The following is a 23,843-nucleotide window of genomic DNA, read 5'->3' on the forward strand; positions in this document are numbered from 1 at the left end:
GGCTAACCGCCGCAGGACGTGCGGGCCGCCTTGGTCGACATGCTCTCCGGTGGCGGCCCGTACGCGGTCAGGAACCGGTCGCGGAAGGCGTCCATCGGCCACACCGGCGCGTCCGGCCGCGGCCGCAGGCCGTCCTGCCAACCCCAGCCCGAGATCCGGTCCAGCACCGCGGGGTCCCGGGCGATGATCGAGATCGGCACGTCCCGGCCGGCGTTGGAACCGGACACGATGGTGGCCGGCTGGTGGTCGCCCAGCACGATCAGCACCAGGTTGTCGTCGCCGTAGGTCTGCACGAACGACACCAGCGCGTTCAGCGAGTACTCGATGGACGCGCCGTACGCGGTCCGCACCCGCGCCGGGTTGGGCCACACCTGCCCGGCGGACGGGCCTTCGGCAGGCATCGGGTCGAACACCGAACCGTCGCCGACCGCGTTCCAGTCGACCATCCGGGGCAGCGGTGTCCATGGGGTGTGGCTGGACACCAGGTCGATCTCGGCCATCACCGGCCGGCGGTCGGCCGGTGCCAGCTCACGGCGCTGCAATGCCGCCAGCGTGTACTGGTCGGGCATCGTGGCGTAGCCGAACTTCGGGCCGGCGTAGCCGGTGTTCGTGCCGTCGTAGCGCTGCTCGTAGTGGTAGAACGACGTGCCTTCCGGCCAGTTCCGCTCGTTGGCAGGTATGTCGGACACCGTCCGCCACCCGGCCCGCTGAAACGCCACGCTCAGCGTCGAGCGGTCGCTGGCCATCAGCCGGTCGTAGCGCAGCTGGTTGTCGATCCACAGTCCGGACTGCAGCGTCGAATGCGCCAGCCAGCTGATCCCACCGAACGTCGGCGAGGTGAGGAAGGCGCTGCGCGAGCAGAAACCGGCCGAGCGCAACCGGCTGGTGCCGGAGTCCAGCACCGCGTCGACGCCGGGGGAGAAGGCCGAGTCCTGCACCGCTACCCGCCCGTAGCTCTCCACGAAGGCGATCAGCACGTCCTTGCCGCGCAGGCCGGTCAGCAACCTCTCCGCCGGGGTGTCGCGCAGCGGGTCGAGCTTGGCCGCCCGGGCGAACGCCCGCTCGTCGCGCAGGTCGGTACGGGCCTTGTCGGCCCGGTCCCAGGCCAGCCGGGCAGCATCGGTGGAGGCGACCGGCGAACCGGCGACGAACTGCACGCCGAGGGCCGCGCAGTTCAGCCACACCAGTCCCAGCACCACGCCGACCCGGACCGTCCCGATCCGGTGCCGATCGGCCACCCGGGCCAGCCGCAGCATGGCCAGCGGCACGCCGGCCAGCACCGCGATCGCCAGCCCGCCGAGGGCGAGCAGGATCAGCACCGCCTGGCGGTGGCCGACCGAGTCGGCGAGCAGGCCTGCCGCGGAATCGAAGTAACCCCAGTCGACCACCGGGTTGAACGGCCGGTCCAGCGCCGTGCCGAAGCCCAGGTCGAGGGCCTTCAGCAGCACCAGCAGGCCCAGCACGACGCCGGCGAGCAGCGCGGCCAGCTGCCGGGCCCGGCTCCGCAGCACCAGGCCCAGCCCGAGCAGCGCCAGTCCCTCGATCGGCAGCCGGAGGAAGGCCAGCGGCGTCAACTGCTCCGGCCGGTCCGGCAGGACCAGGGCCAGCCACACCAGCAGCCCGGCGAGGCCGGTGAGCAGCCGCGCCGAAAGCGCCCGGTAGCTCCGCCCGGACCGGGGCGGGGAAAGCTGGTCGGTGCTCACCGGGTCAGGCCGCCCGGGCCGGGGTGTCCAGCGGAGCGGCTGGAACCTCGACCGGCTCGCAATGGCGCCGCCACTTCTCCCACGCCTCGCCACCGAACGACTCGACCAGCAGGGCCAGGGCGACCGCGACGGCAGCCAGGCTCACCGGCCGCGGTGGGATGCCGGAGGCCACCACGGTCAGCACCACGCCCTGGACCGCGGCCACCACCTTGCGCCAGTAGCGCGGCGGCACCGGCTCGTGCAACCAGGCCAGCCACCAGCCGGCCGCGACGAAGGCGTAGCGGGCCAGCCCGATCAGCAGCACCTCCGGGCCGAGCGAGCGCGCCACGAAGCAGCTCAGCACCCCGATCAGGAACGCGTCCACCTCCAGGTCGAAGCGGGCGCCGAACTCCGACGCGGTTCCGGTGCGGCGGGCCAGCCAGCCGTCGATGCAGTCCAGCACCAGCGCCGTGGCCGCCAAACTCACCAGGACCGGAGCGGACACCGGGTGGGTCACCGAGTCGGCCACCAGGGCAGCCACCCCGCCGGTCAGCACGGCCCGGGTCAGCGTCACCCGGTCGGCCGGGCCGAACCGGGCGATGCCGCGCCGGGCCATCGCCCGGACCAGGACCGCGCCACCCGCCACCGCGCAGCCGGCCCCCGCCAGCCAGCCGACGGGGCCCAGGCCGGTGGTCGCGGCCAGCGCCGCGAGCAGCGCCAGCAGGGCCGACAGCCCGATGGCCGGGCCGGCATGAACCGGGTACACGGTGCCTCCGTACTAGGGGGTAACACTGGTGGATACGGCATCTGCGATCGTTCGGTTCGATCTTTCCAAGGGCGAAGGGGGTGACTGGCGCATGGGTGAGCCGGCCGGCAGCGTCATCCAGCCCCCGGCGACCGCCCGCGCGTTCTGGCTGCGCGAACCGGGGACCGGCGAGATCCGCCCGGTGCCGCTGCCCCCGCCCGGCCCGGACGAGGTGCTGGTCCGTACCCGGTACTCCGGGATCAGCCGGGGCACCGAGGCCCTGGTGTTCCGTGGCGAGGTGCCAGCCAGCCAGTACGCCGCGATGCGGGCGCCGTTCCAGGACGGCGACTTCCCGGGCCCGGTGAAGTACGGCTACCTCAACGTCGGTGTCGTGGCACAGGGGCCGCCCGCGCTGGCCGGCCGGACCGTGTTCTGCCTGTACCCGCACCAGAGCGCCTACGTGGTGCCGACGGCGGCGGTGACCCCGGTGCCCGATGGGGTGCCACCGGCCCGGGCGGTGCTCGCCGGCACCGTCGAGACCGCGGTCAACGCGCTGTGGGACGCCGCGCCGCTGCTGGGCGACCGGATCACCGTGGTCGGCGCCGGCATGGTCGGCTGCTGCGTCGCGCGGCTGGCCGGCCGGTTTCCCGGCGCCGACGTCGAGCTCGTCGACACCGACCCGGCCCGGGCTCGCACCGCCGCGGCGCTCGGCGTCCGGTTCGCGCACCCGGACCAGGCAAGAGGGGACCGGGACCTGGTGGTGCATGCCAGCGCGACCGGGGCCGGGCTGCAGCGGTCGCTGGAACTGCTTGCTGCCGACGGCAGCGTCCTGGAGCTCAGCTGGTACGGCGACCGCCCCGTCGAGCTGTCCCTGGGAGGTGCGTTCCACTCCCGCCGGCTGGCCGTCCGGGCCAGTCAGGTCGGCACCGTGTCCCCGGCGCAGCGCCGGCGTAGCGCGGCCGACCGGCTGGCGCTCGCCTTGCAGTTGCTGCGCGATCCGGCCTTCGACGCGCTGCTGACCGGCGAGTCGGACTTCGACGAGCTGCCCGGGGTGATGGCCCGGCTGGCGTCCGGCGAGCTGCCCGCGCTGTGCCACACCATCCGCTATCCCGACGACGTACGACCGGTGAGGTGAGCCCCGTGTTCAGCGTGACCGTCCGCGACCACATGATGATCGCCCACAGCTTCCGTGGCGAGGTGTTCGGCCCGGCGCAGCGGCTGCACGGTGCCACCTACGTCGTGGACGCCACCTTCCGCCGCCCGGAACTGGACGCCGACAACCTGGTGGTCGACATCGGCCGGGCGGCCGAGCAGCTGCACGCGGTGCTCGGCGAGCTGAGCTACCGCAACCTCGACGAGCTGCCGGAGTTCACCGGCGTCAACACCTCCACCGAGGCGCTGGCCCGAGTGGTCGCCGACCGGCTGGCCGACCGGATCGGCTCCGGCGCCCTCGGCGAGCAGGCGCGCGGGCTGACCGGCATCGCCGTGACCCTGCACGAGTCGCATATCGCCTGGGCCAGTTACGAGCGCTCGCTATGACCACCGTGCACGTGGTGCTGCCCAACGACATCGACGACCCGGCCGAGCCGAGCGGCGGCAACTGCTACGACCGGCAGGTCTGCGACGGGCTGGCCGCGCTCGGCTGGACGGTGGTCGAGCACCCGGTGCCCGGGCCCTGGCCGCAGCCGGACCGGGCGGCCAGGGCGCGCCTGGCAGAGCTGCTCGGCGGACTCCCCAACGGCTCGGTGGTGCTGCTGGACGGCCTGGTCGGCTGCACCGTCCCCGACGTGCTGCTGCCGCACGCCGAGCGGTTGCGGCTGGTGCTGCTGCTGCACATGCCGATCGGCGACCCGGCCGAACGGGCGGTGCTGCCCGCCGCCGCCGCGGTGGTCACCACCAGCGGCTGGACCCGGCGCCGGGTGCTGGAGCGGTACCGGCTCGACCCGGCCACCGTGCACGTCGCCGAACCGGGGGTGACCGCCGCCGGCCTGGCACCCGGCACGGCAACCGGTGCCGAGCTGCTCTGCGTCGCGACGGTGTCCGCGGTCAAGGGGCACGACCTGCTGGTCGACGCGCTGGCACTGCTCGACGAGCTGCCGGTGCGCTGCACCTGCGTCGGCAGCCTGACCCGGGACCCGGACTTCGTCGCCGGCCTGCGCCACCGGATTCGCGACCGGGGCCTGGACGACCGGGTGTGTCTGGCCGGCCCGCGCACCGGAGCCGACCTGGACGCCTGCTACGCCGCGGCCGACGTCCTGGTGCTGGCCTCCCGCAGCGAGCCGTACGGCATGGTGATAACCGAGGCGCTGGCCCGTGGACTGCCAGTGATCGCGCCGGACGTCGGCGGCGTCGCCGAGGCGCTCGGGGCAGGCCCGGACGGTAGCCGCCCGGGCCTGCTGGTGGCCCCCGAACGCCCGGCGGCGCTGGCCGACGCGCTGGGCAGCTGGCTCGGCGACGCCGGGCTGCGTGACCGGCTCCGCGCCACCGCCCGGCAGCGGCGCGGCTCGCTGGCCGGCTGGGCGCAGACCGCCGACCGGCTCGCCGGAGTGCTCACCCGGGTGGCGGCGTGACGGCCACCCAGGAGGCCGGCCTCGGCACCGGATCGGAACGGTGCGCCGCACCGCGACAGCGCACTGGGCCAGATGACCGCGCTGAACCAAGCGGCGATCCTGTCCGTATGCCTGGTCAAGCGGTACTGCCGGCCGGCCAGCTCAGTTCCACCGTGGCCGGACAACACCCTCGAGGGGGTACCGGGATGGGTCGGACATGGTGGGCCTGGGCGCGCCTGGCCGGCGGTGCCGCGATCCTGATCGCCCTGGTGCGGACGCTGGGAACCGGCCCGTTCGCCGACGGCGTCCGCACCCTGGACGGCTGGTCGGTGGCGGCCGCGGCCGGCATCGCCGTGGTCACCACGGTGTGCTGTGCCTGGCGGTGGAGCCTGGTGGCGCGTGGGCTGGGCGTCGCGGTGCCGCTGCCGGCGGCGGTGGCGGCGTACTACCGCTCCCAGTTCGTGAACACCGCGCTCCCCGGTGGCGTGCTGGGTGACCTGCACCGCGGCGTGGCACACGGCCGCAGCGCCGGGGACGTGGGCCGCGGGCTGCGCGCGGTGGGCTGGGAGCGGCTGGCCGGCCAGCTGGTCCAGGCGGGGTTGGCGGTGCTGGTGCTGCTGGCGTTGCCTTCCCCGGTACGGGCGGCGATGCCGGCGGTGCTGGCCGGCCTGGCCGCCGCCGTGCTGCTGGCAGTGTTGGCCGGCAAGGTGCGACCGTCCGGGAGGCGGTCCCGATGGGCTCGGGCAGTAGGCGCCGACCTGCGCAGCCTGGTCGCGCGGCGGGCCTGGCCCGGCATCGTGGCTGCCTCGGTCGTGGTGGTGGCCGGCCATGCCGCGACGTTCTTGATCGCCGCCCGGGCCGCCGGCGTCACCGCGCCGCCGGACCGGTTGCTGCCGCTGGCGTTGCTGGCCCTGCTCGGCATGGCGGTGCCGGCCAACATCGGCGGCTGGGGCCCGCGCGAAGGGGTGACCGCCTGGCTGTTCGGGGCGGCCGGGCTGGGGGCGGCCCAGGGCCTGGCCACCGCGGTGGCGTACGGGGTGTTGGTGCTGGTCGCCAGCCTGCCCGGCGCGCTGGTACTGATCGCCGGCTGGGCCTCCGCGCGCCGCGCCGGCACTCCCGCGCGCCGCGCCAACACTCCCGCCCCTGGTACCGGCACCGCCGCCCGCAGAAGCGCCGCTGCCACCCGGGGAGGCGCCGCAGGTGGCTGACCGTCCCTACACCCTGCTGAGCTGCGGCGTCTCTCTCGACGGCTACCTCGACAGCGCCACCAGAACGAGGCTGGCGCTGTCCAACGCGGCCGACTTCGACCGGGTGGACGGCGTCCGGGCGACCTGCGACGCGGTGCTGGTGGGGGCGGCCACCATCCGCAACGACAACCCGCGGCTGCTGGTGCGCTCGCCGGAACGGGAGGCCGAGCGGATCGCCCGCGGCCAGCGCCCGTCCCCGGTCAAGGTGACCGTCACCGGCGGGGCGGAGCTGGATGCCGGCTGCAACTTCTTCACCTGCGGGGCGGGGGAGAAGCTGGTGTACTGCGCCAGCCCGGCGGTTCCCCGGGCCCGCCGCCGGCTCGGGGCGGTCGCGACCGTGATCGACGCCGGCGAGCCGGTGGACCTGCGGTGGCTGAGCGAGGACCTGGGCGCCCGGGGCGTGCAGCGGCTGATGGTCGAGGGCGGCGGCACGGTGCTCACCCAGTTCCTGACCGCCGACCTCGCCGACGAGCTGCAGCTGGTCATCGCGCCGTTCTTCGTCGGGGAGCCCGCGGCCCGGCGGCTGGTCGGCCCGGGGGAGTTCCCGTGGAACCCCGACCGGCGGGCGACGCTGGCCGAGGTCCGCCAGATCGGGGACGTGGTGCTGCTGCGCTACGCCCTCTCGCCCCGCTTCGAACCGGCCTGACGGGACGGACGGCTGAGCCTCTTTTCGACCGGCTTGCGGTGGTGGATGATCCCAGCCACCAGTGGCAGGACGAACGGGGCACCATGGCGGACTCACCGGTTATCACGCTAGAAGTGCTCAACGGCGTCACAGTCCAACTTGTCGAATCGATGGAGCCCTGGACTCTCGCCATCAATGCGCTGGTGGTGGCGGTCGGTCCGAACGGGTTTGGTGGACTGGGTCAAGCCATGTTCCAACGACTACCTGCCGCCCTTCCCGGCGACATCGCGTTCTCCACCATCACGCCGGAACGTCCTCTGTGGGTGGACCTACCAGCCAGGTTCAAAGCCAGCTCGTCGCTCCAGCTGGAATCGGTCATCCTTGCGACGGCGCACGACGCTCGCGGCAAGATGACTGTGTCGCCGTCATCGCCACCCACCATCAAAGCGGCGGCCACCGGCTTGCTGAATGCCTTTCTACTGGCTGATCAGCACAGCACCCCCTGGGTGGGGGCCATCCTGCCCGGCACCGGCATGCTGGGCTTGGATGCACGCGAGGTGATCGCCGCTACGGTGCCGCAAGTTCGTCATCTCATTGTCTCCGGCCAAGTCCGCTGGCTCGAACGAATTGTGCTCATCGCCGGAGAACCGAGTGCCAGACTAGCCATCGCCGATGCGTGGCGATCATTCTCGCCGTCCCTAGAGCCATCCCTAACCCAGTTGACGGCTGTCGTGGCGGCTGCGTTGCCGAATGTCTTCCTGTCTGGGACCGCAGGCGTTGTGCTGGCTAATGCTCTGGCGGTACCGATGCAATTCCGTCCCTATCCTGAATCCGACTTCAGGCTGGTCGGTGAGGAACTCCTCGACGTAGCGCTCAAATACCCCGCCGAGCACCGACGGCCAGACGTGGCTACGGCGCTTCTGGACAAACTAGCCACCGCGCGGCTCGTTCATGATGCGACGGAGCCCTTCCCGGGGATTGGAAGCGTGCTCAGCCGAATTGACTCACCAGCGCCGGTAAAATGGTCGCACGAACCAACCGATGCACTGCCGCTGGTGGAACTGGCCGCCCAACTGGCAGCCCGAACGATAGGCCAGCAGGATGTCCACCAACGGCACCTCCTCGCGGCCGCGGTGCTGGCCCGGCCGATCGTCGATCCTGTTCTCGAAGCTCTCGGCGTAGACGACGCGGGGTTACGTAGGTGCCTGCGTGCAGCTATCGCCGAGGTCGTCCCTACAGAAGCGCCGTCGGCGTGGGACGAGATTCTCCTGGGAGGTGCTGCTCCGGCATCACCCGCTGATTATGTGCCGGCGTCAGAGGAGTACTCCGCCACCGTGCTTGCCGGCGGCTACTCCACCGACCTGGTGAACCCGGAGGAGAAGATCTCGGCTGACCGGGACCTGCTCGGCATCAACACCTACGTCAGCATGCTCGCCAGCGTCATCGCGAACAAGGACACCCCGCTGCCATTGTCGATCGGCCTGTTCGGCGAGTGGGGATCGGGCAAGAGCTTCTTCATGGGCCGATTGCGCCAGCAGATCTCCGAACTCAGCACCGAAGAGGGCTACCTGGCACGGATCGAGCAGATCGGCTTCAACGCCTGGCATTACGCTGACACCAACCTGTGGGCCAGCCTCGGCGACGAGATCTTCCGGCAACTGGCCCGCCCACCGGACGGTGAGGAGAACGCCGAGGCAGAGGAGCGGCGTAAACAACTGCTGCTGGACCTGCACAAGAACATGAGCCAGCAACGCGAACTGGAAGCGGCCACCGAGAACGCGCAACAGCAGGCCAAGGATCTTCGAGCACAGCTGGACGCTGCCCGGGAAAAGCAGGGCGAAGCGGTGACGGTACTGCTGCGCTCGGTCGCCGCATCGGACAGCTTCAACAAGCGGCTCAGTACGGCCTGGACCCAACTCGGCGTCAACGACGAGGTGGAGCAGGGTGAGTTGCTTGCCCGGCAGATCCGTGGCGTCGCCCAGGACGTGAACACCTTCCGCAGAGCGACGAGCGGTCGGCGGGGCTTCATACTCGCGGCCTTCGCCATCGTGTCGGTCCTGGCGTTGACGATCGCGACGGTGTTCTCCGACACCGTGCACCACTGGCTGATCGGCACCGGGTTGTTGGGGCTGACCGGTGGGCTCATAGCGCTGACGACCTTCATGGTCCGGGTGAGTTCCGGAGCGCAACTGCTGGCCAAGGTGGCCACTGAAGCCAGGGAGAAGAAGGATGCCCTCGTTACCCAGAAGGTGCAGACCCAGGTAGACGCGTTGAACCAGGCCGAGGCCGAGGCCGACATCCTCGCCACCCAACTGGCCGAGGTGCAGGCGCGCGCAGGTGAGATCGGACGCCAGTTGGCCGACCTGGCTCCCGGCCGGCGCTTCTACGGTTTCGTCGCCGACCGGGCCGCCAGCCAGGACTACCGAGGCAAACTGGGGCTGATCTCGATCATCCGGCGGGACTTTGAGAAGCTGATCGAGCTGATGCAGGACTGGCGAGACCATCCCGAGGAGCACGGTAACCACCAGCCCATCGATCGGATCGTGCTCTACATCGACGACCTAGACCGGTGCTCGCCGGACCAGGTCGTCGAGGTGCTGCAGGCCGTCCACCTGCTGCTGGCGCTCGACCTGTTCGTGGTGGTGGTCGGCGTCGATCCGCGCTGGTTGCTGCACTCGCTCGAACAGCGCTACCGGGACAACTTCGCCCTCGACACCGCAGCCGCGGACCGAACGGATGACGGCCAACCCAGCGGCTGGGACGCCACTGCGCTGAACTACCTGGAGAAGATCTTCAACATTCCGTTCGTGCTTCCTGGCATGACGACGGACAGCTTCGCCGCCCTGATCAGCGGATGGTCGGCCGGTTCGGTCCCCACATCGGCGCAACGGGGAGTGGGCGAGATCAAGTCGCCGAGCGAGGACGGCGTCGCACTGCCGGATGCCGCAGCGCCGACCGAGGACGCCCAGCCGAAGGCCACTGTGCCCACAACTCCGAACGAGCTGGCGACGTCCACTGCGGTACCTGAGAGCCCCGCTGCTATCGGGGTAGCCGCTGACGTACCGGTCGAGGCGGGCTCGGCGGTCGACCAGATCAGCCGCGGCCAACGGCTGGCACCGCGCCCACTGTCGGCGCAGGAGATAACCCACCTGCAGGCGCTGGCGCCGCTAGTGCAGAGCCCGCGGGAGGCCAAGCGGGTCTTCAACCTGTACCGAACGTTGCGTGCCAGCGGCAACCTGAGTCCGGCTTCGGCCTTCCTCGGCGACGAGCAGACGCCGGGGGAGTTCCAAGCCGTCATCGTGCTGCTCGGACTGCTCACCGCCGAGCCGCGGCTGGTCGGCGACCTGCTCTTCGCACCTCCGGACGCCGGATTCGCCGGAGGCATCTGCCATCGGCCGTCGAGCATCAGTTGGTCGTCGCTGCTCGACGGCCTCGCTCCGCGACCATCTCCGGCGAACGGCTGGTGCAACGACCTCGGCGAACTGGGGGAGCAGCCGGGACGCTGGGAACAGGTGCTGCCCAAGCTCCGGCAGGCGAGCGCACCGGTCACGCTGCCGGACCTGGCGGCCTTCCAGAAATGGGGCCGGCTGGCCGCCCGGTTCTCCTTCATCCTCTCGCCACTGGCGGCCGGAGCGGCGGATGGTTCGCCTGTCGTCCAGCAGCCCGCGCCAGCATCCACCGTTCCACCGGCTTAGCACCGCCGCACCAGCCCGTACGGTCGCTCTGTCGTCCATCAGAATGGGTGGCGTGCGTAGCGACCTGTTCCGCAACCAACCGACCCTCACCGGCGAGCTGGTCCGGCTGGAACCGCTGACCGAGGCGGTGCTCGAGGACTACCTGGCGGCCCTGGCCGATCCCGAGCTCAGCCGGCTCACCGGCAGCCACGCCAGCTTCGAACGCGACCAGATCGAACAGTGGCTGAGCACCCGCAAGGACCAGCACGACCGCGCCGACTGGGCGGTGCTGCGCGGCACCGACGGCGCCTTCCTGGGCGAGGTGGTGCTCAACGACTACGACCCGGACAACGCCTCGGTCAACTACCGGATCTGGCTGGCCGGCCCGCACGCCTACGGCCACGGGTACGGCACCGAAACCACCCGGCTGGTGCTGGCCTACGCCCTCGACACCCTCGGCCTGCACCGGATCAGCCTGGGCGTGCTCGACTACAACCCGCGGGCCCGCCGGGTCTATGAGAAGTGCGGCTTCCGGCTGGAGGGCCGGCTGCGCGAGGCGGTGCGCTGGGACGGCCGGTGGCACGACGAGCTGGTGATGTCGGTGCTGAGCAGCGACTGAGCGCCTGGCAAGATCCCACCGAACCCCACCCGGCTCAGGCATAGTTCCCCTCCACAGGGGGTGACTCATGCCGATCGTCGAGATCCGCGGCGCGCACAAGACCTATCGCCGCTGGCGCAAACCCCCCGAGCATGCCGTCCGCGACCTGGACCTCGACGTCGACGCCGGCGGCGTGTTCGGCTTCCTGGGCCCGAACGGGTCGGGCAAGACCACCACCATCCGGCTGCTGCTGGGCCTGGTCCGGGCCGACGCGGGCAGCATGCGGCTGCTCGGCGAACCGGTGCCGGCCCGGCTGCCGCAGGTGATCGGGCGGATCGGCGCCCTGGTCGAGACCCCGCTGTTCTTCCCCAACTTCACCGGCCGGCGCAACCTGGCCCTGCTCGCCGACGCCAGCGCCATCCCGTCCCGGCGGGTGGAGGAGCTGCTGGACTTCGTCGGGCTGGCCGGCCGGGCCGGCGACCGGGTCAAGGGCTACTCGCTCGGCATGAAGCAGCGCCTGGGCATCGCCGCCGCGCTGCTGAAGAACCCGGAACTGCTGATCCTGGACGAACCCGGCAACGGCCTGGACGCGGCCGGCATCAAGGAGGTCCGCGAGCTCATCGTCCGGCTCGGCGCCAGCGGCGTGACGGTGCTGCTGTCCTCCCACCAGCTCAGCGAGGTGCAGCAGGTGTGCGACCGGGTTGCCATCATGTCCCGCGGCCGGGTGATCCGGTCCGGGTCGGTGGCGGCCCTGCTGGCCGCCGGCACCACCGGCGACGTCCGGGTGCGGCTGGCCGACCCGCCCGCCGGCCGGGCCGTGCTGGAACGGGCCGGCTTCACGGTCAGCGCGCTGCCGGACGCCTGGCGGGTCAGCGGGGTCTCAGACCCGGCCGCGGTCACCAGGGCGCTCAGCGACGCCGGGCACTACCTCACCGAGCTGAGCCCGATCTCGGCCGACCTGGAGAGCGTGTTCCTGCAACTGACCGCCGACGCCGACCAGCCACAAGACGTACGAACCCCGCAGGCCGGCCAGCCGGCGCCGGCCGGGCCGCCGCGATGACCGCCACCACCGGCTCGCCGGTCTCCGTCGACGGCCCGCACACCTCTGCGCCGACTTTCGGAGGCCTGCTGCGCGCCGAGACCCGCCGGTTGCTGGCCCGCCGGTTCACCCGGGTCACGGTGGCCCTCGCGCTGGTCGGCTACCTGATCACGGTCGCCCTGATCTGGCACAACCACCACCGGGTCAGCGCCCACGACCTCGCCCAGGCCACCGTGCAACGCGACCAGGTGATCGCCGAGATCACCCGGTCGATCGAACAGGACTGCCAGCAGGCCCCGAGCACCGAGCCCGGGCCGGTGGACTGCGGCACGCCGCCCAGCGCGGAGGAGTTCCCGATCGAGCAGTTCCTCCGCTACCGCCCGCTGAGCCCGGGCCAGCTGGACGACTACGCCCTGGCGGTGGGGGTGGCGACCGCCATGCTCGCCTTCCTGCTGGCCGGCACCTTCATCGGCGCGGAATGGTCGACCAAGAACCTGGTCGCCTGGCTGTTCTGGGAACCGCGCCGGCTGCGGGTGATGGCCGCCAAGCTGGTGGTGCTGCTCGGCTGCGTGCTGGCGTTCGCGCTGCTCGCCCAGGCGGTGTGGCTCGGCACTGGCAAGCTCCTGCTGCACTACCGGGGCCTGCCGGTGTCCACGCTGGGCCCGAAGGCCGCGCACTTCTGGACGCACCTGATGCAGGCCCAGCTGCGGGCGGCGCTGCTGTCGCTGGTCACCGCCCTGCTCGGCTTCGGCCTGGCCAGCCTGATGCGCAACTCGGCCGCGGCGCTGGGAGTCGCCTTCGTCTACTTCGCGGTGGTGGAGAACGTCGTCCGGGGACTGAACCCGAACCTGCAGCCGTACCTGATCACCACCAACATCGCGGCCTGGGTCGCTGAGCACGGCATCACGGTGTACGGCAAGCTCGCCTACGATCCGCAGCAGGGCTACTTCACGCCCAGGCCGATCCACATCTCCAACCTGCACGGCGCGGTGGTGATGCTGCTGTTCGCGGCGGTGGTGACCGGGGCGGCGCTGGCGGTGTTCCGTCGCCGCGACCTCAGCTGAGCGTGCCGCCGGCGAGCGGTCCGAGCGGGTACGGCGCACGCAGCTACCACAATGCTCGTCGGCATTCGATCTCCGGGCTGAGGTGAGGTAGTACTGTTCTGCTTCTTTTCGCTCAACGGGGCGGTGGGCCGGAATGAACGTTCCTGACACGGTTCAGGGGTATACCCGCTATCAAGCGCCCGGAGTGGAACTTCCGTGGCCGGTGTACCGGCAGGGAAGCGGTCCCGCGGTCATTCTGATCCACGAACTGCTAGGGCTCACTCCCCAGGTGATCGCGTTTGCCGACCGGATACGCGCGGCGGGCCACACCGTGTACCTGCCGGTTCTCTTCGGTGCCGTGCCGGCCGACACCCGGAGCCGGCAGGTGGCCGCCGCGGCCGCATGTTGCATTTCGCGGGAGATAACCTCTTCGCGACGGGTAGGACCAGCCGGGTGGTGACGCCGCTGCGGCAGCTCGCAGCCGCGGTCGCCGATCCGCACGTCGGAGTCATCGGCATGTGCGCCACCGGCGGGTTCGCCCTTGCGCTGGCGGCGGTAAGCCCGACCCGGGTGGCTGTCGCGTCCCAGCCGAGCCTGCCCGTAGCGGTGACTGCCGGATGTGCCCGCGACCTCGGCCTGAGCCCTGGCGATGTCGAGGCCTTGCATGCCCGGTTGTCGACCGGGGAGGTGGAGATCCACGTCGCCCGGTTCAGCTCCGACAAGAAGAGTCCCGCCGTCAGGCTCGCCTCCTTGCAGGAGCAGGTAGGCACCACAGGCGTCACCAAGAGGGTCATTCGGTCGGGTCCGGGGACGCCTTTCAAGAAAGGCGCGCACTCGGTGCTGACAGTCGCGCCGACGCAATACCCCAGTGGCGACGCGCATGACCAACTGGAAACCGCCATCCAGGAAGTCATCGAGTTCCTGGGCCGACTCCGGGTCTGACAGCACGGTCAGTCTCCCGAATCGTCATAAGAATCGGTCGCCATGACAACCGATCCTTATGACAATCGCTGACCAAAAGCCGTTCCCGAGCTCCATCGGCCGGGCCCCCCGGGGCTAACTGGCCTGGGTGGCGGGCCGCTGCAGCGCGTCGGAGAACGCCACGTCCTGTCCGGGAATGCCGTCCAGCGCCGCCGCCTCCCGGGCCAGCTCGGTGCCGGGGCCGGAATGCGCGGCCGGTGCCTCGGCGTGCACGTACCGCTCGCCGCGCAGCAGCGAGGCCACCGCCGCGACCAGCAGCATCCCGATCGAGACGCCGAATGCGATCGCCAGGCCGTGCCGGAACGGGTCGGCGATCAGGTGCGGGAAGAACGACTGGCCGGTCAGGGTCGCCACGTCCACCCCGGAACCGGGCAGCAGCTGGTCGGGAGCGGCCTGGGTCATCAGCGCCCGGATCGGGTTGTCGCCCAGGAACGCGGCGAACAGGGTGCCGACCGGCGGGGTCTGGGAGATGGTGTGCGCGGCGTCCGGGGTGACGCCCAGCCGGGTCAGCCCGTCGTACAGCGAGCCCGGCAGCCGGCTGGCCAGCCCTACCGCCATCAGGGTGAAGAAGCCGCCCATCGACAGCACCATGCCGGCGTTCATGCCGGTGGCCCGCACCCCGGAGGCGGCGCCGCGCTCGGCGGCCGGCACCGAGTTCATGATGGCCGCCGAGTTGGGTGCCGCCAGCAGCCCCATGCCGATGCCGTTGAGCGCCAGCAGTGCTGCGAACACCGGGTAGCTGAAGTCGGCCGGGATCGCCATCAGGCCGCCGAAGGTGGCCGCGGTGAGCAGCAGGCCACCGGTGGCGAAGGCCCGCGCGCCGAACCGGTCGGACAGCGCCCCGGAGGCCGGTCCCGCCACCAGGAAGCCGATGGTCAGCGGCAGCATGTAGATGCCGGCCCACAGCGGGGTGCTGGCGAAGTCGTAGCCGTGCAGCGGCAGCCAGATTCCCTGCAACCAGATGATCAGCATGAACTGCAGGCCGCCGCGGGCCATCGAGGCCAGGAAGTTCACCGTCTGGCCGGCCGCGAACGCCCGGATCCGGAACAGCCTGAGGTCCATCATCGGGTCGGCGACCCGCATCTCGACGAAGCAGAACACCACCAGCAGCGCCACGCCGCCGATCAGCCCGGACAGCACGTTCGGCGACGTCCAGCCCATGGTGTGCCCGCCGTAGGGCTGCAGGCCGTAGGTGATGGCGACCAGGATGGCGATCAGCCCGATCCCGAAGGTCAGGTTGCCCCACCAGTCGATGGCCACCGCCGTCCGGCGGTCCCGCGGCTTGTCGCGCAGCGTGCGGTAGCCCATCCAGGTGCCCCACACCCCGATCGGCACGCTCACCCAGAACACCGCGCGCCAGTGCCACTCCGACAGCAGCCCGCCGACCACCAGGCCGGCGAACGAGCCGCCGATGCCGGCCACCTGGTTGACGCCGAGGGCGAAGCCGCGCCGGTCCGGCGGAAAGGCGTCGGTGATGATGGCCGTCGAGTTGGCGGTCAGCATGGCACCGCCGATGCCCTGCACGACCCGCAGCGCGATCAGCTCCAGGGCACCTGCCGAGCCGGTGTTGGGCACCAGCGCACAGGCCACCGAGGCGACGGTGAAGATCGCGAAGCCGAGGTTGAACAGCCGGGCCCGGCCGTACTGGTCGCCGAGCCGGCCGAAGGTGACCACCAGCACGGCGGTCACCAGCAGGTAGCCCATCAGCATCCACAGCAGGTAGGAGATGTTGGCCGGGGCCAGCGGGTTCAGCCCGAGGCCGGAGAAGATGGCCGGCAACGAGATCAGCAGGATGGAGGAGTTCAGGGTGGCGGCCAGGATCCCGACGGTGGTGACCGAGAGGGCGATCCGGCGGGCGTGCGCGGCGGGGAGTGACACGAGCCGTCCTTTCATTCGTTAGCCAGACTAACTAACGCAGAACGACCCGGGCAACTTCCTGCCGGTCGTGGAATGCGGCGTGGCGGGGCAGCCGATCCGCCGGCGAACACCTCGTACTCGGGGCCGGCTCGGCTTGCTTGCGGCGCTATGGTCGTCTTCTATGATCCAGATCACATCGGAGCGACACGAAGGAGACCGATGTCCACGTCCACGCGCGGCCCCGACCCCGTTCCCCCGACCAGCGGCGTCGAGCACCCCGCCGGCAGTTATCTGGAGGTAGCCGACTCGCCCGAGTTCGAGGCGCTGCGCCGGACCTTCCGCCGCTTCGTCTTCCCGATGTCGGCACTGTTCCTGGCGTGGTACCTGGTCTACGTGCTGCTCTCCAACTACGCCAAGGACTTCATGAGCACCGAGGTGGCCGGCAACATCCACCTCGGCCTGATCATCGGCCTGCTGCAGTTCGTGTCGACCTTCGTCATCACGACCATGTACGCCCGGTGGGCCGACCGTACGTTCGACCCGGCCGCCGCCGAGCTCGCCCGCCGCGTCCACCTGACCGAGGTCCACTCGACCGAGGACGCCCGATGAGCCCCGCGCTGCTGGCCGCCGAGGACATCGGCGAGCCGGCCGTAAACATCGCGATCTTCGCCGGCTTCGTCCTGGTCACGCTGGTCATCGTGCTGCGGGTCTCGCGCCGCAAGGCCGGTGCGAGCGAGTTCTACGCCGGCGGGCGCAACTTCACCGGGCCGCAGAACGGCGTCGCGCTGGCCGGTGACTACCTGTCGGCGGCCAGCTTCCTCGGCATCGCCGGGGCCATCGCGCTCTTCGGCTACGACGGGTTCCTCTACTCGATCGGCTTCCTGGTCGCCTGGCTGGTCGCCCTGCTGCTGGTCGCCGAGCTGCTGCGCAACACCGGCCGGTTCACGATGGCCGACGTGCTGTCCTTCCGGCTCGCGCAGCGGCCGGTACGGGCGGCGGCCGGCCTGTCGACGCTCATCGTCACGTTCTTCTACCTGCTGGCGCAGATGGCCGGTGCGGGTGGGCTGGTCGCGCTGCTGCTCGGCGTCGACTCCAAGACCGGCCAGGGCTTCGTGATCGCGATCGTCGGCGTCCTGATGATCGCCTACGTCCTGATCGGCGGCATGCGCGGCACCACCTGGGTGCAGATCATCAAGGCCGGGCTGCTCATCATCGGCGCCGCGGTCATGGTCGTGTGGGTGCTCGGCAAGTACAGCTTCAACGTCTCCGACCTGCTCGGCGCGTCCGTCGACAAGGCGGGCACCGGCGGCTCGAAGCTGCTCGACCCCGGCGCGCAGTACGGCAAGAGCAGCCTGACCAAGCTGGACTTCCTCTCCCTCGCCCTCGCGCTGGTGCTCGGGACGGCGGGCCTGCCGCACGTCCTGATGCGCTTCTACACGGTGCCCTCGGCCAGGGAGGCCCGCCGCTCGGTGATCTGGGCGATCTGGCTGATCGGCATCTTCTACCTGTTCACCCTCGTCCTCGGCTTCGGCGCCGGCGCCCTGGTCGGCCCGAAGGAGATCGCCGCCGCGCCCGGCAAGGCCAACTCGGCGGCCCCGCTGCTCGCCTACGAGCTCGGCGGGACGGTGCTGCTCGGCGTCATCGCCGCCGTCGCGTTCGCGACCATCCTCGCCGTGGTGGCCGGCCTGACCATCACGGCCAGCGCGTCGTTCGCGCATGACGTCTACAACAACGTGCTCAAGCGCGGGCAGGTCACCAGCGAGGGCGAGGTCCGGGTGGCGCGGGTGACGGCTGTCGTGATCGGCATCGTCGCCATCGTCGGCGGCATCCTGGCCAACGGGCAGAACATCGCGTTCCTGGTGGCGCTCGCCTTCGCGATCGCGGCCAGCGCCAACCTGCCGACCATCCTGTTCTCGCTGTTCTGGCGGCGGTTCAACACCCGCGGCGCGCTGTTCAGCATCTACGGCGGCCTGATCTCGTGCCTGGTGCTGATCATCTTCTCGCCGGTCGTGTCGGGCAAGCCCGCCAACCCGGCCACCGGCAAGAGCACGTCGATGATCACCGACCCGTCGGTCGACTTCCACTGGTTCGGGCTCGACAACCCGGGCATCGTCACCATCCCGCTGTCGTTCCTGCTGGCGATCATCGGGACGCTGACCAGCCGGAAGAGCTCCACGCCGGAGAAGGCAGCCGAGATGGAGGTCCGCTCGCTCACCGGTGCGGGTGCCGAGCAGGCGGTCGCCGTGCACTGAGGCGGCACCGGCTCGGGTACACACCTTCGCGGCGTGCGGAGGCCTTTCTCGGCGTCCCTAGAATGAACAGGTGACCGTTCAGCCGATCCGCCTGTTCGGCGACCCCGTGCTGCGCACCCCGGCGGACCCGGTGACGGTGTTCGACAAGGAGCTGCGCAGGCTGGTCGCCGACCTCACCGAGACCATGAACGACGCGCCGGGTGCGGGCCTGGCCGCGCCGCAGATCGGCGTGTCCTTGAGGGTCTTCACCTACCGGGTGTCGGAGGAGGAGCAGGGCCACCTGATCAACCCGGTGCTGCACTTCCCGTCGGAGGAGACCCAGGACGGCCCGGAGGGGTGCCTGTCCATCCCCGGGCTCAGCTGGGACTGCCGGCGGCTGCAGCACGTGGTGGCGCACGGTCAGAACAGCTACGGCGACCCGATCACCGTGGTCGGCACCGACCGGCTGTCCCGCTGCATCCAGCACGAGACCGACCACCTGGACGGGGTGCTGTTCGTCGACCGGCTGGACCCGGAGACCCGCCGGGCCGCGATGGCCGAGATCCGCAATGCCCAGTGGGCGGGCCTGACCCCGCCGGTGGTCAAGGTCAGCCCGCACGCCGGGCGGCTCGGCGCGTTCGGCCAGCCTCGGTGAGGTTGCTGTTCGCCGGCACCCCGGCCGTGGCGGTGCCGTCGCTGCGCGCGCTGCTGCAGCACCCGGCGCACCAGGTGGTCGCGGTGCTCACCCGGCCGCAGGCCCCGGCCGGCCGCGGCCGCAGGCTCACCCCGTCCCCGGTCGCGGAGCTCGCCGAAGCGGCCGGCGTCGAGGTACTCAGCCCGGACCGGCCGTCCGATCCGGACTTCGTCCGGCGGCTGGTCGAGCTCGAGGTCGACTGCGCGCCGGTGGTCGCCTACGGCGCGCTGCTGCGCGAGCCGGCGCTCAGCCTGCCCCGGCACGGCTGGGTCAACCTGCACTTCTCGCTGCTGCCGGCCTGGCGCGGCGCGGCACCGGTGCAGCACGCGCTGCTGCACGGCGACGACACCACCGGCGCCACCACCTTCCGGATCAGGCCCGGCCTGGACGACGGCCCGGTGTTCGGAGTGCTGACCGAGCGGGTTCGTCCGGACGACACCAGCGGCACCCTGCTGGCCCGGCTGGCCGAGGCGGGCGCCCCGCTGCTGGTGGCCACCCTGGACGGCATCGCCGACGGCTCGCTGCAGCCGCAGCCGCAGCCGGCCGACGGGATCTCGCATGCCCCCAAGCTGACCGTCTCCGACGCCCGCATCGACTTCGGCCAGCCGGCGCTGGCGGTGGACCGGCGCATCCGGGCCTGCACCCCCGACCCGGGGGCCTGGACCGACTTCCGGGACGGCCGGCTCAAGCTCGGACCAGTGACGGCCGAGGCCGGGTCGCCCGACGGCCGGCTGCCCGCCGGCGAGCTGCTGGTCGGCAAGAACGCGGTGCTGGTGGGCACCGCGACCACGCCGGTGCGGCTGGGCAGTGTGCAGCCGGCCGGCAAGAAACCGATGCCGGCCGCCGACTGGGCCCGTGGCCTGCGGCTGGAGTCAGGGGAGCGGCTTGGCTGAGTTCTCCGAGGACCGCCGGCAGGGCAGCCGCTCCCGGCCCGGCCGCGCCCAGCCGGAGCGCCGGCAGGGCAGCCGGTCCGATGCCCGCCGCGGCCAGGACCGCCGGCCGCCGGCGTCCCGACCGGCCGGGCCGGACCAGCCGCGGGCGGCGGCTGCGTTGGACCAGCCACGTGCCGCGGCCTACGCGGTGCTGCAGGCGGTCAGCGAGCAGGACGCCTACGCCAACCTGGTGCTGCCCCGGCAGCTGGCCGCGGCGGGGTTGACCGGCCGGGACGCGGCCCTGGCCACCGAGCTCGGCTACGGCACGCTGCGCGCCACCGGCACCCTGGACGAGGTGCTGCGCCGGTGCGCCAGCCGCGACCTCGCCGACATCGACATGCCCGTGCTGAACCTGCTGCGGCTGGGCGCCTACCAGCTGCTGCGCACCCGGATCCCGACGCACGCGGCGGTCGCCACCACCGTCGACCTGGCCCGGGCCACCGGCCAGGGCCGGGCCAGCGGTTTCGTCAACGCGGTGCTGCGCAAGGTGAGCGCCCGCGACTACGCCGGCTGGTGCGACGAGATCGCCCGGGATGCCTCGCCGCTGGGCGCGCTGGCGATCCGCTACAGCCACCCGGGCTGGATCGTGGCCGCCTTCGCCGACGCCTTGCGGGTCGAGCGCGCGGAGTCCGGCCAGCCGGCTGAGGAGCTGCCCGGCGAGCTGCCGGCGGCCCTGGCGGCCGACGACGAGCGTCCGGAGACCCACCTGGTCGGCTGGCCCGGCCGGATCGGCCAGGCCGAGCTGGCTGCCGAGGCCGGCGGAGAACCGGGGCCGTACTCGCCGTACGCGGTACGGCTGAGCTCGGGCGGCGAGCCGGGCGCGCTGGCCGCCGTCCGGGAGCAGCGGGCCGGCGTGCAGGACGAGGGCAGCCAGCTGTGCGCGCTGGCGCTGGCCGGGCTGCCGCTGGCCGGTCCGGACGAGCGGTGGCTGGACCTCGCCGCCGGGCCCGGCGGCAAGGCCGCGCTGCTGGCGGCCCTGGCGGCCGACCGGGGTGCCCGGCTGACCGCCAACGAGCTGCACCCGCACCGGGCCGAGCTGGTGGCCCGGGCCACCGAGGGCTGGGACGTCGAGATCGTGGTGGGCGACTCCCGCAGCCGGCAGCCGGACGACCGGGGCTTCGACCGGGTGCTGCTGGACGCCCCGTGCACCGGGCTGGGGGCGCTGCGCCGGCGTCCGGAGGCCCGCTGGCGGCGCAGCCCCGCCGATCTCGACGAGCTGACCGCGCTGCAGGCCGAGCTGCTGGACGCCGCGCTCCGGCTGGCCCGTCCGGGCGGCCTGGTGGCGTACGTGACCTGCTCGCCGCACCTGGCCGAAACCCGGCAGCAGGTCGAGCGGGTGCTGGCCGGCGGCCTGGCCGAACTGGTGGATGCCCGGCCGGCGTTCGCCGGCGTGCCTGATCTCGGCGACTCGGCGATGGTGCAGCTGTGGCCGCACCGGCACGGCACCGACGCGATGTTCTTCGCCGCGCTGCGCCGCCGCTAGGAATCCGGGGCCCCTCCCACTTTCGGGTGCGGAATACCCAGCGGTCGTCCCGGCGACCGCTAGATATCACACACAGCAGAGCGGCGGAAACCCCTCACACCCCGCGGGTGATGTCGCGATAGCGGGCCTCGACGAGGGAGTACAGCGCGAACACCGCCAGCGCCGCCGCGACCAGCAGCAGCACCGCCGACCCCCAGGCAGAGCCGGCCAGCAGCAACAGCTCGCCGTCCAGCCCGCGGGCCCGGCGCGGGTCGTAGGTCAGCCCGGCGACGATCAGGAAGATGCCGATCGGGCCGAACACCACGGCCCGGGCCACGATGCCGATGCTGCCGGCCAGCCGGATCCAGCGGGCCCGCGGTTGCGGGAGGTCGTCCACCAGGCCGTCGGTGAAGTCCTGCCGCAGCACGCCGCGCAGCTGCCAGCCGCACACCGCCAGCATGACCAGCCCGGCGAGCACCACCAGCACGCCGCCGCCGGGAAAGCCGAGCAGCCTGGCCGCGGTGTCGTGCTGCTGGGACTCCGAGCCCGCGGCCCGGTTGCCGCGCAGGTAGTTGATCGGCACCAGGCCGACCGCGATGTAGCAGAGCCCCTGGCCGGCGACCGACAGCCGCCGCGCGGTGTCCGGCCGGCGGTCCCGCCAGGCGGCGGTCAGCCGGACCGCGGCCAGCGTCAGGAAGCCCGCCGCGGCGCACCAGAGCAGCAGGGTGCCGGCCAGGCTCTGTGAGATCAGCGACAGCGCGCCCTCGGCGTTGACCTGCCGGCCGCCGCTGCCACCCGTCGCCCGGCCGTTGCCGGAGCCGGCCAGCGCAGCGTCGCGGGCCTGCTCGGCGGCGGCACCGCGGAGCGTCGCGATCCGCACCACCAGGTAGGCCAGCAGCGCGTAGAACAGGCCGCGGGCGACGTATCCCAGGCGGGCGGCCAGGTGTACCGGCCGCGCGGCGGTGCCGGCCCGGTCCGGTCCGGTGCCCGGGTCTCCCGCGCCGGTGGGCATGCCGCCAGCCTACGCAGCGCCGGGGTACGCCGACCCCTGCCGCGGCGCCCGGCCGGTACCGCACCGGGCGCCGGCCCGTTCTGGGCAACGCGGGTCGATCCGGGGAGTCCCGGCGGCACCTAGACTTCCGGGTGTGCCTGCATCCGCCCCGGAACCCATGATCGCGCCCAGCATCCTCTCGGCGGACTTCGCCAACCTGGGTGCCGCGGCCGAGGCGGTGTCACAGGCCGACTGGCTGCACGTGGACGTGATGGACAACCACTTCGTCCCGAACCTGACGCTGGGCCTGCCGGTCGTGCGGAGCCTGCTGCGGGCCACCGAGCTGCCACTGGACTGCCACCTGATGATCGAGGACCCGGACCGGTGGGCGCCCGGGTACGCCGAGGCGGGGGCGGCCAACGTCACCTTCCACGCCGAGGCGGCCCGTGACTTGGCGGGCACCGCCCGGGCGATCCGGTCCGCCGGCGCGCTGGCCGGCCTGTCGGTCAAGCCGGGCACCCCGCTCGAGCCGTACCTGGAAGTGCTCAAGGAGTTCGACACCCTGCTGGTGATGTCGGTGGAGCCGGGCTTCGGCGGCCAGGAGTTCATTCCGGAGGTGCTGGATAAGGTGCGCACCGCCCGCCGGCACGTCAACTCCGGGCACCTGCGGCTGTTCATCGAGATCGACGGCGGCATCAGCGCCGACACCATCACCGAGGCCGCCGAGGCGGGCGTGGACGTCTTCGTCGCGGGCTCGGCCGTGTACGGGGCCGACGACCCGGCCGCCGCGGTGGAACGGCTGCGCGAGCAGGCCCGGGCGGGCATGGCGCGCTGCGCGCACGCGGCCGGCCGGCGATGACTCCTGCCCAGCCCACCGACGCCGAGATCGCCGCGATGCGGCTGGCCGGCGAGCTCGCCGCCCGGGTCGCCGGCCGGACCAGCCCGAACCCGGCGGTCGGCGCGGTGGTGCTCGACCCGGACGGGCGGATCGCCGGCGAAGGCGCCACCCAGCCGGCCGGCAAGGAGCACGCCGAGGTGATGGCGCTGCGGCAGGCCGGCCCGCGAGCGGGCGGCGGCACCCTGGTGGTGACGCTCGAGCCGTGCAACCACACCGGACGCACCGGCCCGTGCACCGAGGCGGTGATCGCCGCCGGCATCGCCCGGGTGGTCTATGCCGTCGACGACCCCAACCCGGTGGCGGCCGGCGGCGCCGAACGGCTGCGCGAGGCCGGGCTGCGGGTGCTGGCCGGCGTCGAGCAGGCCGAGGTGCTGCGCGGCGCGCTGGGGCCCTGGCGGCACGCGGTGCTGCAGGCCCGGCCGTTCGTCACCTGGAAGTTCGCCGGCACCCTGGACGGCCGCAGCGCCGCCGCGGACGGCACCTCGCGCTGGGTCAGCAACGTGCACTCGCGCGCCGACGCGCACGCGCTGCGCGACGTGGTGGACGCCATCGTGGTGGGCAGCGGCACCGTGCTGACCGACGACCCGCAGCTCAC

At 72.2% G+C, this 23,843-nt stretch carries 21 protein-coding genes; 17 read left to right on the forward strand and 4 right to left on the reverse strand.

What is annotated here, in order from left to right; genetic code table 11:
• Positions 1–2: 2 nt before the first annotated feature.
• Both VLJ82_RS14045 and VLJ82_RS14050 read right to left on the reverse strand, forming a co-directional pair.
• Positions 3–1,703, reverse strand: coding sequence for a sulfatase (locus VLJ82_RS14045; RefSeq protein ID WP_408663984.1), 1,701 nt, complete (start codon positions 1,701–1,703; stop codon positions 3–5).
• A 4-nt stretch (positions 1,704–1,707) separates the two neighbouring features.
• Complete coding sequence (locus VLJ82_RS14050) at positions 1,708–2,448, reverse strand: CDP-alcohol phosphatidyltransferase family protein (protein ID WP_408663985.1); 741 nt, start codon at positions 2,446–2,448, stop codon at positions 1,708–1,710.
• A 91-nt stretch (positions 2,449–2,539) separates the two neighbouring features.
• Here VLJ82_RS14050 and VLJ82_RS14055 point away from each other — a divergent pair, with 91 nt between their 5' ends.
• The 10 genes from VLJ82_RS14055 (at position 2,540) to VLJ82_RS14100 (ending at position 14,144) form a co-directional block, all read left to right on the forward strand.
• Positions 2,540–3,562 (forward strand): zinc-dependent alcohol dehydrogenase, encoded by a 1,023-nt coding sequence (locus VLJ82_RS14055; protein ID WP_408663986.1) that lies wholly within the window; start codon positions 2,540–2,542, stop codon positions 3,560–3,562.
• A 5-nt stretch (positions 3,563–3,567) separates the two neighbouring features.
• A complete protein-coding gene (locus VLJ82_RS14060) occupies positions 3,568–3,966 on the forward strand; it encodes a 6-pyruvoyl trahydropterin synthase family protein (RefSeq protein ID WP_408664004.1) in 399 nt (132 codons plus the stop codon).
• Positions 3,963–4,997 carry a glycosyltransferase family 4 protein gene (locus tag VLJ82_RS14065; protein WP_408663987.1) on the forward strand — a complete coding sequence of 345 codons (1,035 nt, stop codon included), beginning with the start codon at positions 3,963–3,965 and terminating at the stop codon, positions 4,995–4,997. Before VLJ82_RS14060 ends, VLJ82_RS14065 begins: the two co-directional genes overlap by 4 nt.
• 185 nt (positions 4,998–5,182) lie before the next feature.
• The gene (locus VLJ82_RS14070; protein WP_408663988.1) at positions 5,183–6,184 is read left to right on the forward strand and encodes a lysylphosphatidylglycerol synthase domain-containing protein; all 1,002 of its coding nucleotides are present in this window, start codon (positions 5,183–5,185) and stop codon (positions 6,182–6,184) included.
• Positions 6,177–6,869, forward strand: coding sequence for a RibD family protein (locus VLJ82_RS14075; RefSeq protein WP_408663989.1), 693 nt, complete (start codon positions 6,177–6,179; stop codon positions 6,867–6,869). The genes VLJ82_RS14070 and VLJ82_RS14075 overlap by 8 nt, the downstream gene beginning before the upstream one ends.
• A 41-nt stretch (positions 6,870–6,910) precedes the next feature.
• Positions 6,911–10,543 carry a P-loop NTPase fold protein gene (locus VLJ82_RS14080; RefSeq protein ID WP_408663990.1) on the forward strand — a complete coding sequence of 1,211 codons (3,633 nt, stop codon included), beginning with the start codon at positions 6,911–6,913 and terminating at the stop codon, positions 10,541–10,543.
• A 43-nt stretch (positions 10,544–10,586) separates the two neighbouring features.
• Entirely contained in the window at positions 10,587–11,141 is a 555-nt protein-coding gene (locus VLJ82_RS14085; protein ID WP_408663991.1) for a GNAT family N-acetyltransferase, read from the forward strand.
• A 67-nt stretch (positions 11,142–11,208) separates the two neighbouring features.
• Positions 11,209–12,180 carry an ABC transporter ATP-binding protein gene (locus VLJ82_RS14090; protein WP_408663992.1) on the forward strand — a complete coding sequence of 324 codons (972 nt, stop codon included), beginning with the start codon at positions 11,209–11,211 and terminating at the stop codon, positions 12,178–12,180.
• Positions 12,177–13,223: an ABC transporter permease subunit gene (locus tag VLJ82_RS14095; protein ID WP_408663993.1), complete on the forward strand. Its 1,047-nt coding sequence runs from the start codon at positions 12,177–12,179 to the stop codon at positions 13,221–13,223. The genes VLJ82_RS14090 and VLJ82_RS14095 overlap by 4 nt, the downstream gene beginning before the upstream one ends.
• A 432-nt stretch (positions 13,224–13,655) precedes the next feature.
• Positions 13,656–14,144 carry a hypothetical protein gene (locus VLJ82_RS14100; protein ID WP_408663994.1) on the forward strand — a complete coding sequence of 163 codons (489 nt, stop codon included), beginning with the start codon at positions 13,656–13,658 and terminating at the stop codon, positions 14,142–14,144.
• Positions 14,145–14,258: 114 nt separating this feature from the next.
• Here the strand turns inward: VLJ82_RS14100 and VLJ82_RS14105 are convergent, their stop codons facing one another.
• The gene (locus tag VLJ82_RS14105; RefSeq protein ID WP_408663995.1) at positions 14,259–16,076 is read right to left on the reverse strand and encodes an MFS transporter; all 1,818 of its coding nucleotides are present in this window, start codon (positions 16,074–16,076) and stop codon (positions 14,259–14,261) included.
• Between the two features lie 183 nt (positions 16,077–16,259).
• Between VLJ82_RS14105 and VLJ82_RS14110 the strand changes: the two genes are divergently transcribed.
• From VLJ82_RS14110 to VLJ82_RS14130, 5 genes are all read left to right on the forward strand, one after another.
• Positions 16,260–16,649 (forward strand): DUF485 domain-containing protein, encoded by a 390-nt coding sequence (locus VLJ82_RS14110; RefSeq protein ID WP_408663996.1) that lies wholly within the window; start codon positions 16,260–16,262, stop codon positions 16,647–16,649.
• A complete protein-coding gene (locus VLJ82_RS14115) occupies positions 16,646–18,292 on the forward strand; it encodes a solute symporter family protein (RefSeq protein ID WP_408663997.1) in 1,647 nt (548 codons plus the stop codon). Before VLJ82_RS14110 ends, VLJ82_RS14115 begins: the two co-directional genes overlap by 4 nt.
• Positions 18,293–18,362: 70 nt before the next feature.
• Positions 18,363–18,926, forward strand: a complete 564-nt coding sequence (gene def / locus VLJ82_RS14120) for a peptide deformylase (protein ID WP_408663998.1) — start codon at positions 18,363–18,365, stop codon at positions 18,924–18,926.
• Positions 18,923–19,858 (forward strand): methionyl-tRNA formyltransferase, encoded by a 936-nt coding sequence (gene fmt, locus VLJ82_RS14125; protein WP_408663999.1) that lies wholly within the window; start codon positions 18,923–18,925, stop codon positions 19,856–19,858. Before def ends, fmt begins: the two co-directional genes overlap by 4 nt.
• Positions 19,851–21,380, forward strand: a complete 1,530-nt coding sequence (locus tag VLJ82_RS14130) for an RsmB/NOP family class I SAM-dependent RNA methyltransferase (protein WP_408664000.1) — start codon at positions 19,851–19,853, stop codon at positions 21,378–21,380. Before fmt ends, VLJ82_RS14130 begins: the two co-directional genes overlap by 8 nt.
• A gap of 94 nt (positions 21,381–21,474) precedes the next feature.
• On the opposite strand, the gene VLJ82_RS14135 is transcribed toward VLJ82_RS14130, so the two are convergent.
• Positions 21,475–22,371: a DUF1206 domain-containing protein gene (locus tag VLJ82_RS14135; RefSeq protein WP_408664001.1), complete on the reverse strand. Its 897-nt coding sequence runs from the start codon at positions 22,369–22,371 to the stop codon at positions 21,475–21,477.
• 157 nt (positions 22,372–22,528) lie between these two features.
• Between VLJ82_RS14135 and rpe the strand changes: the two genes are divergently transcribed.
• Both rpe and ribD read left to right on the forward strand, forming a co-directional pair.
• Positions 22,529–23,209 carry a ribulose-phosphate 3-epimerase gene (gene rpe / locus VLJ82_RS14140; protein WP_408664005.1) on the forward strand — a complete coding sequence of 227 codons (681 nt, stop codon included), beginning with the start codon at positions 22,529–22,531 and terminating at the stop codon, positions 23,207–23,209.
• Positions 23,206–23,843, forward strand: a 638-nt coding sequence (gene ribD / locus VLJ82_RS14145; RefSeq protein ID WP_408664002.1) for a bifunctional diaminohydroxyphosphoribosylaminopyrimidine deaminase/5-amino-6-(5-phosphoribosylamino)uracil reductase RibD, incomplete at its 3' end; no start/stop codon positions are given. The genes rpe and ribD, both read left to right, overlap by 4 nt.

It is taken from the genome of Jatrophihabitans sp. (assembly GCF_035474675.1).
GTDB lineage: Bacteria > Actinomycetota > Actinomycetes > Mycobacteriales > Jatrophihabitantaceae > Jatrophihabitans_A.

Bases quoted from the DNA above. Each gene is read 5' to 3' on its own strand.
- VLJ82_RS14055 (WP_408663986.1), top strand. From the start codon at position 2,540: ATGGGTGAGCCGGCCGGCAGCGTCATCCAGCCCCCGGCGACCGCCCGC.
- VLJ82_RS14065 (WP_408663987.1), top strand. From the start codon at position 3,963: ATGACCACCGTGCACGTGGTGCTGCCCAACGACATCGACGACCCGGCC.
- VLJ82_RS14070 (WP_408663988.1), top strand. From the start codon at position 5,183: ATGGGTCGGACATGGTGGGCCTGGGCGCGCCTGGCCGGCGGTGCCGCG.
- VLJ82_RS14085 (WP_408663991.1), top strand. From the start codon at position 10,587: ATGGGTGGCGTGCGTAGCGACCTGTTCCGCAACCAACCGACCCTCACC.
- VLJ82_RS14090 (WP_408663992.1), top strand. From the start codon at position 11,209: ATGCCGATCGTCGAGATCCGCGGCGCGCACAAGACCTATCGCCGCTGG.
- VLJ82_RS14095 (WP_408663993.1), top strand. From the start codon at position 12,177: ATGACCGCCACCACCGGCTCGCCGGTCTCCGTCGACGGCCCGCACACC.
- VLJ82_RS14105 (WP_408663995.1), bottom strand. From the start codon at position 16,076: ATGAAAGGACGGCTCGTGTCACTCCCCGCCGCGCACGCCCGCCGGATC.
- VLJ82_RS14110 (WP_408663996.1), top strand. From the start codon at position 16,260: ATGTCCACGTCCACGCGCGGCCCCGACCCCGTTCCCCCGACCAGCGGC.
- VLJ82_RS14115 (WP_408663997.1), top strand. From the start codon at position 16,646: ATGAGCCCCGCGCTGCTGGCCGCCGAGGACATCGGCGAGCCGGCCGTA.
- VLJ82_RS14135 (WP_408664001.1), bottom strand. From the start codon at position 22,371: ATGCCCACCGGCGCGGGAGACCCGGGCACCGGACCGGACCGGGCCGGC.
- rpe (WP_408664005.1), top strand. From the start codon at position 22,529: ATGATCGCGCCCAGCATCCTCTCGGCGGACTTCGCCAACCTGGGTGCC.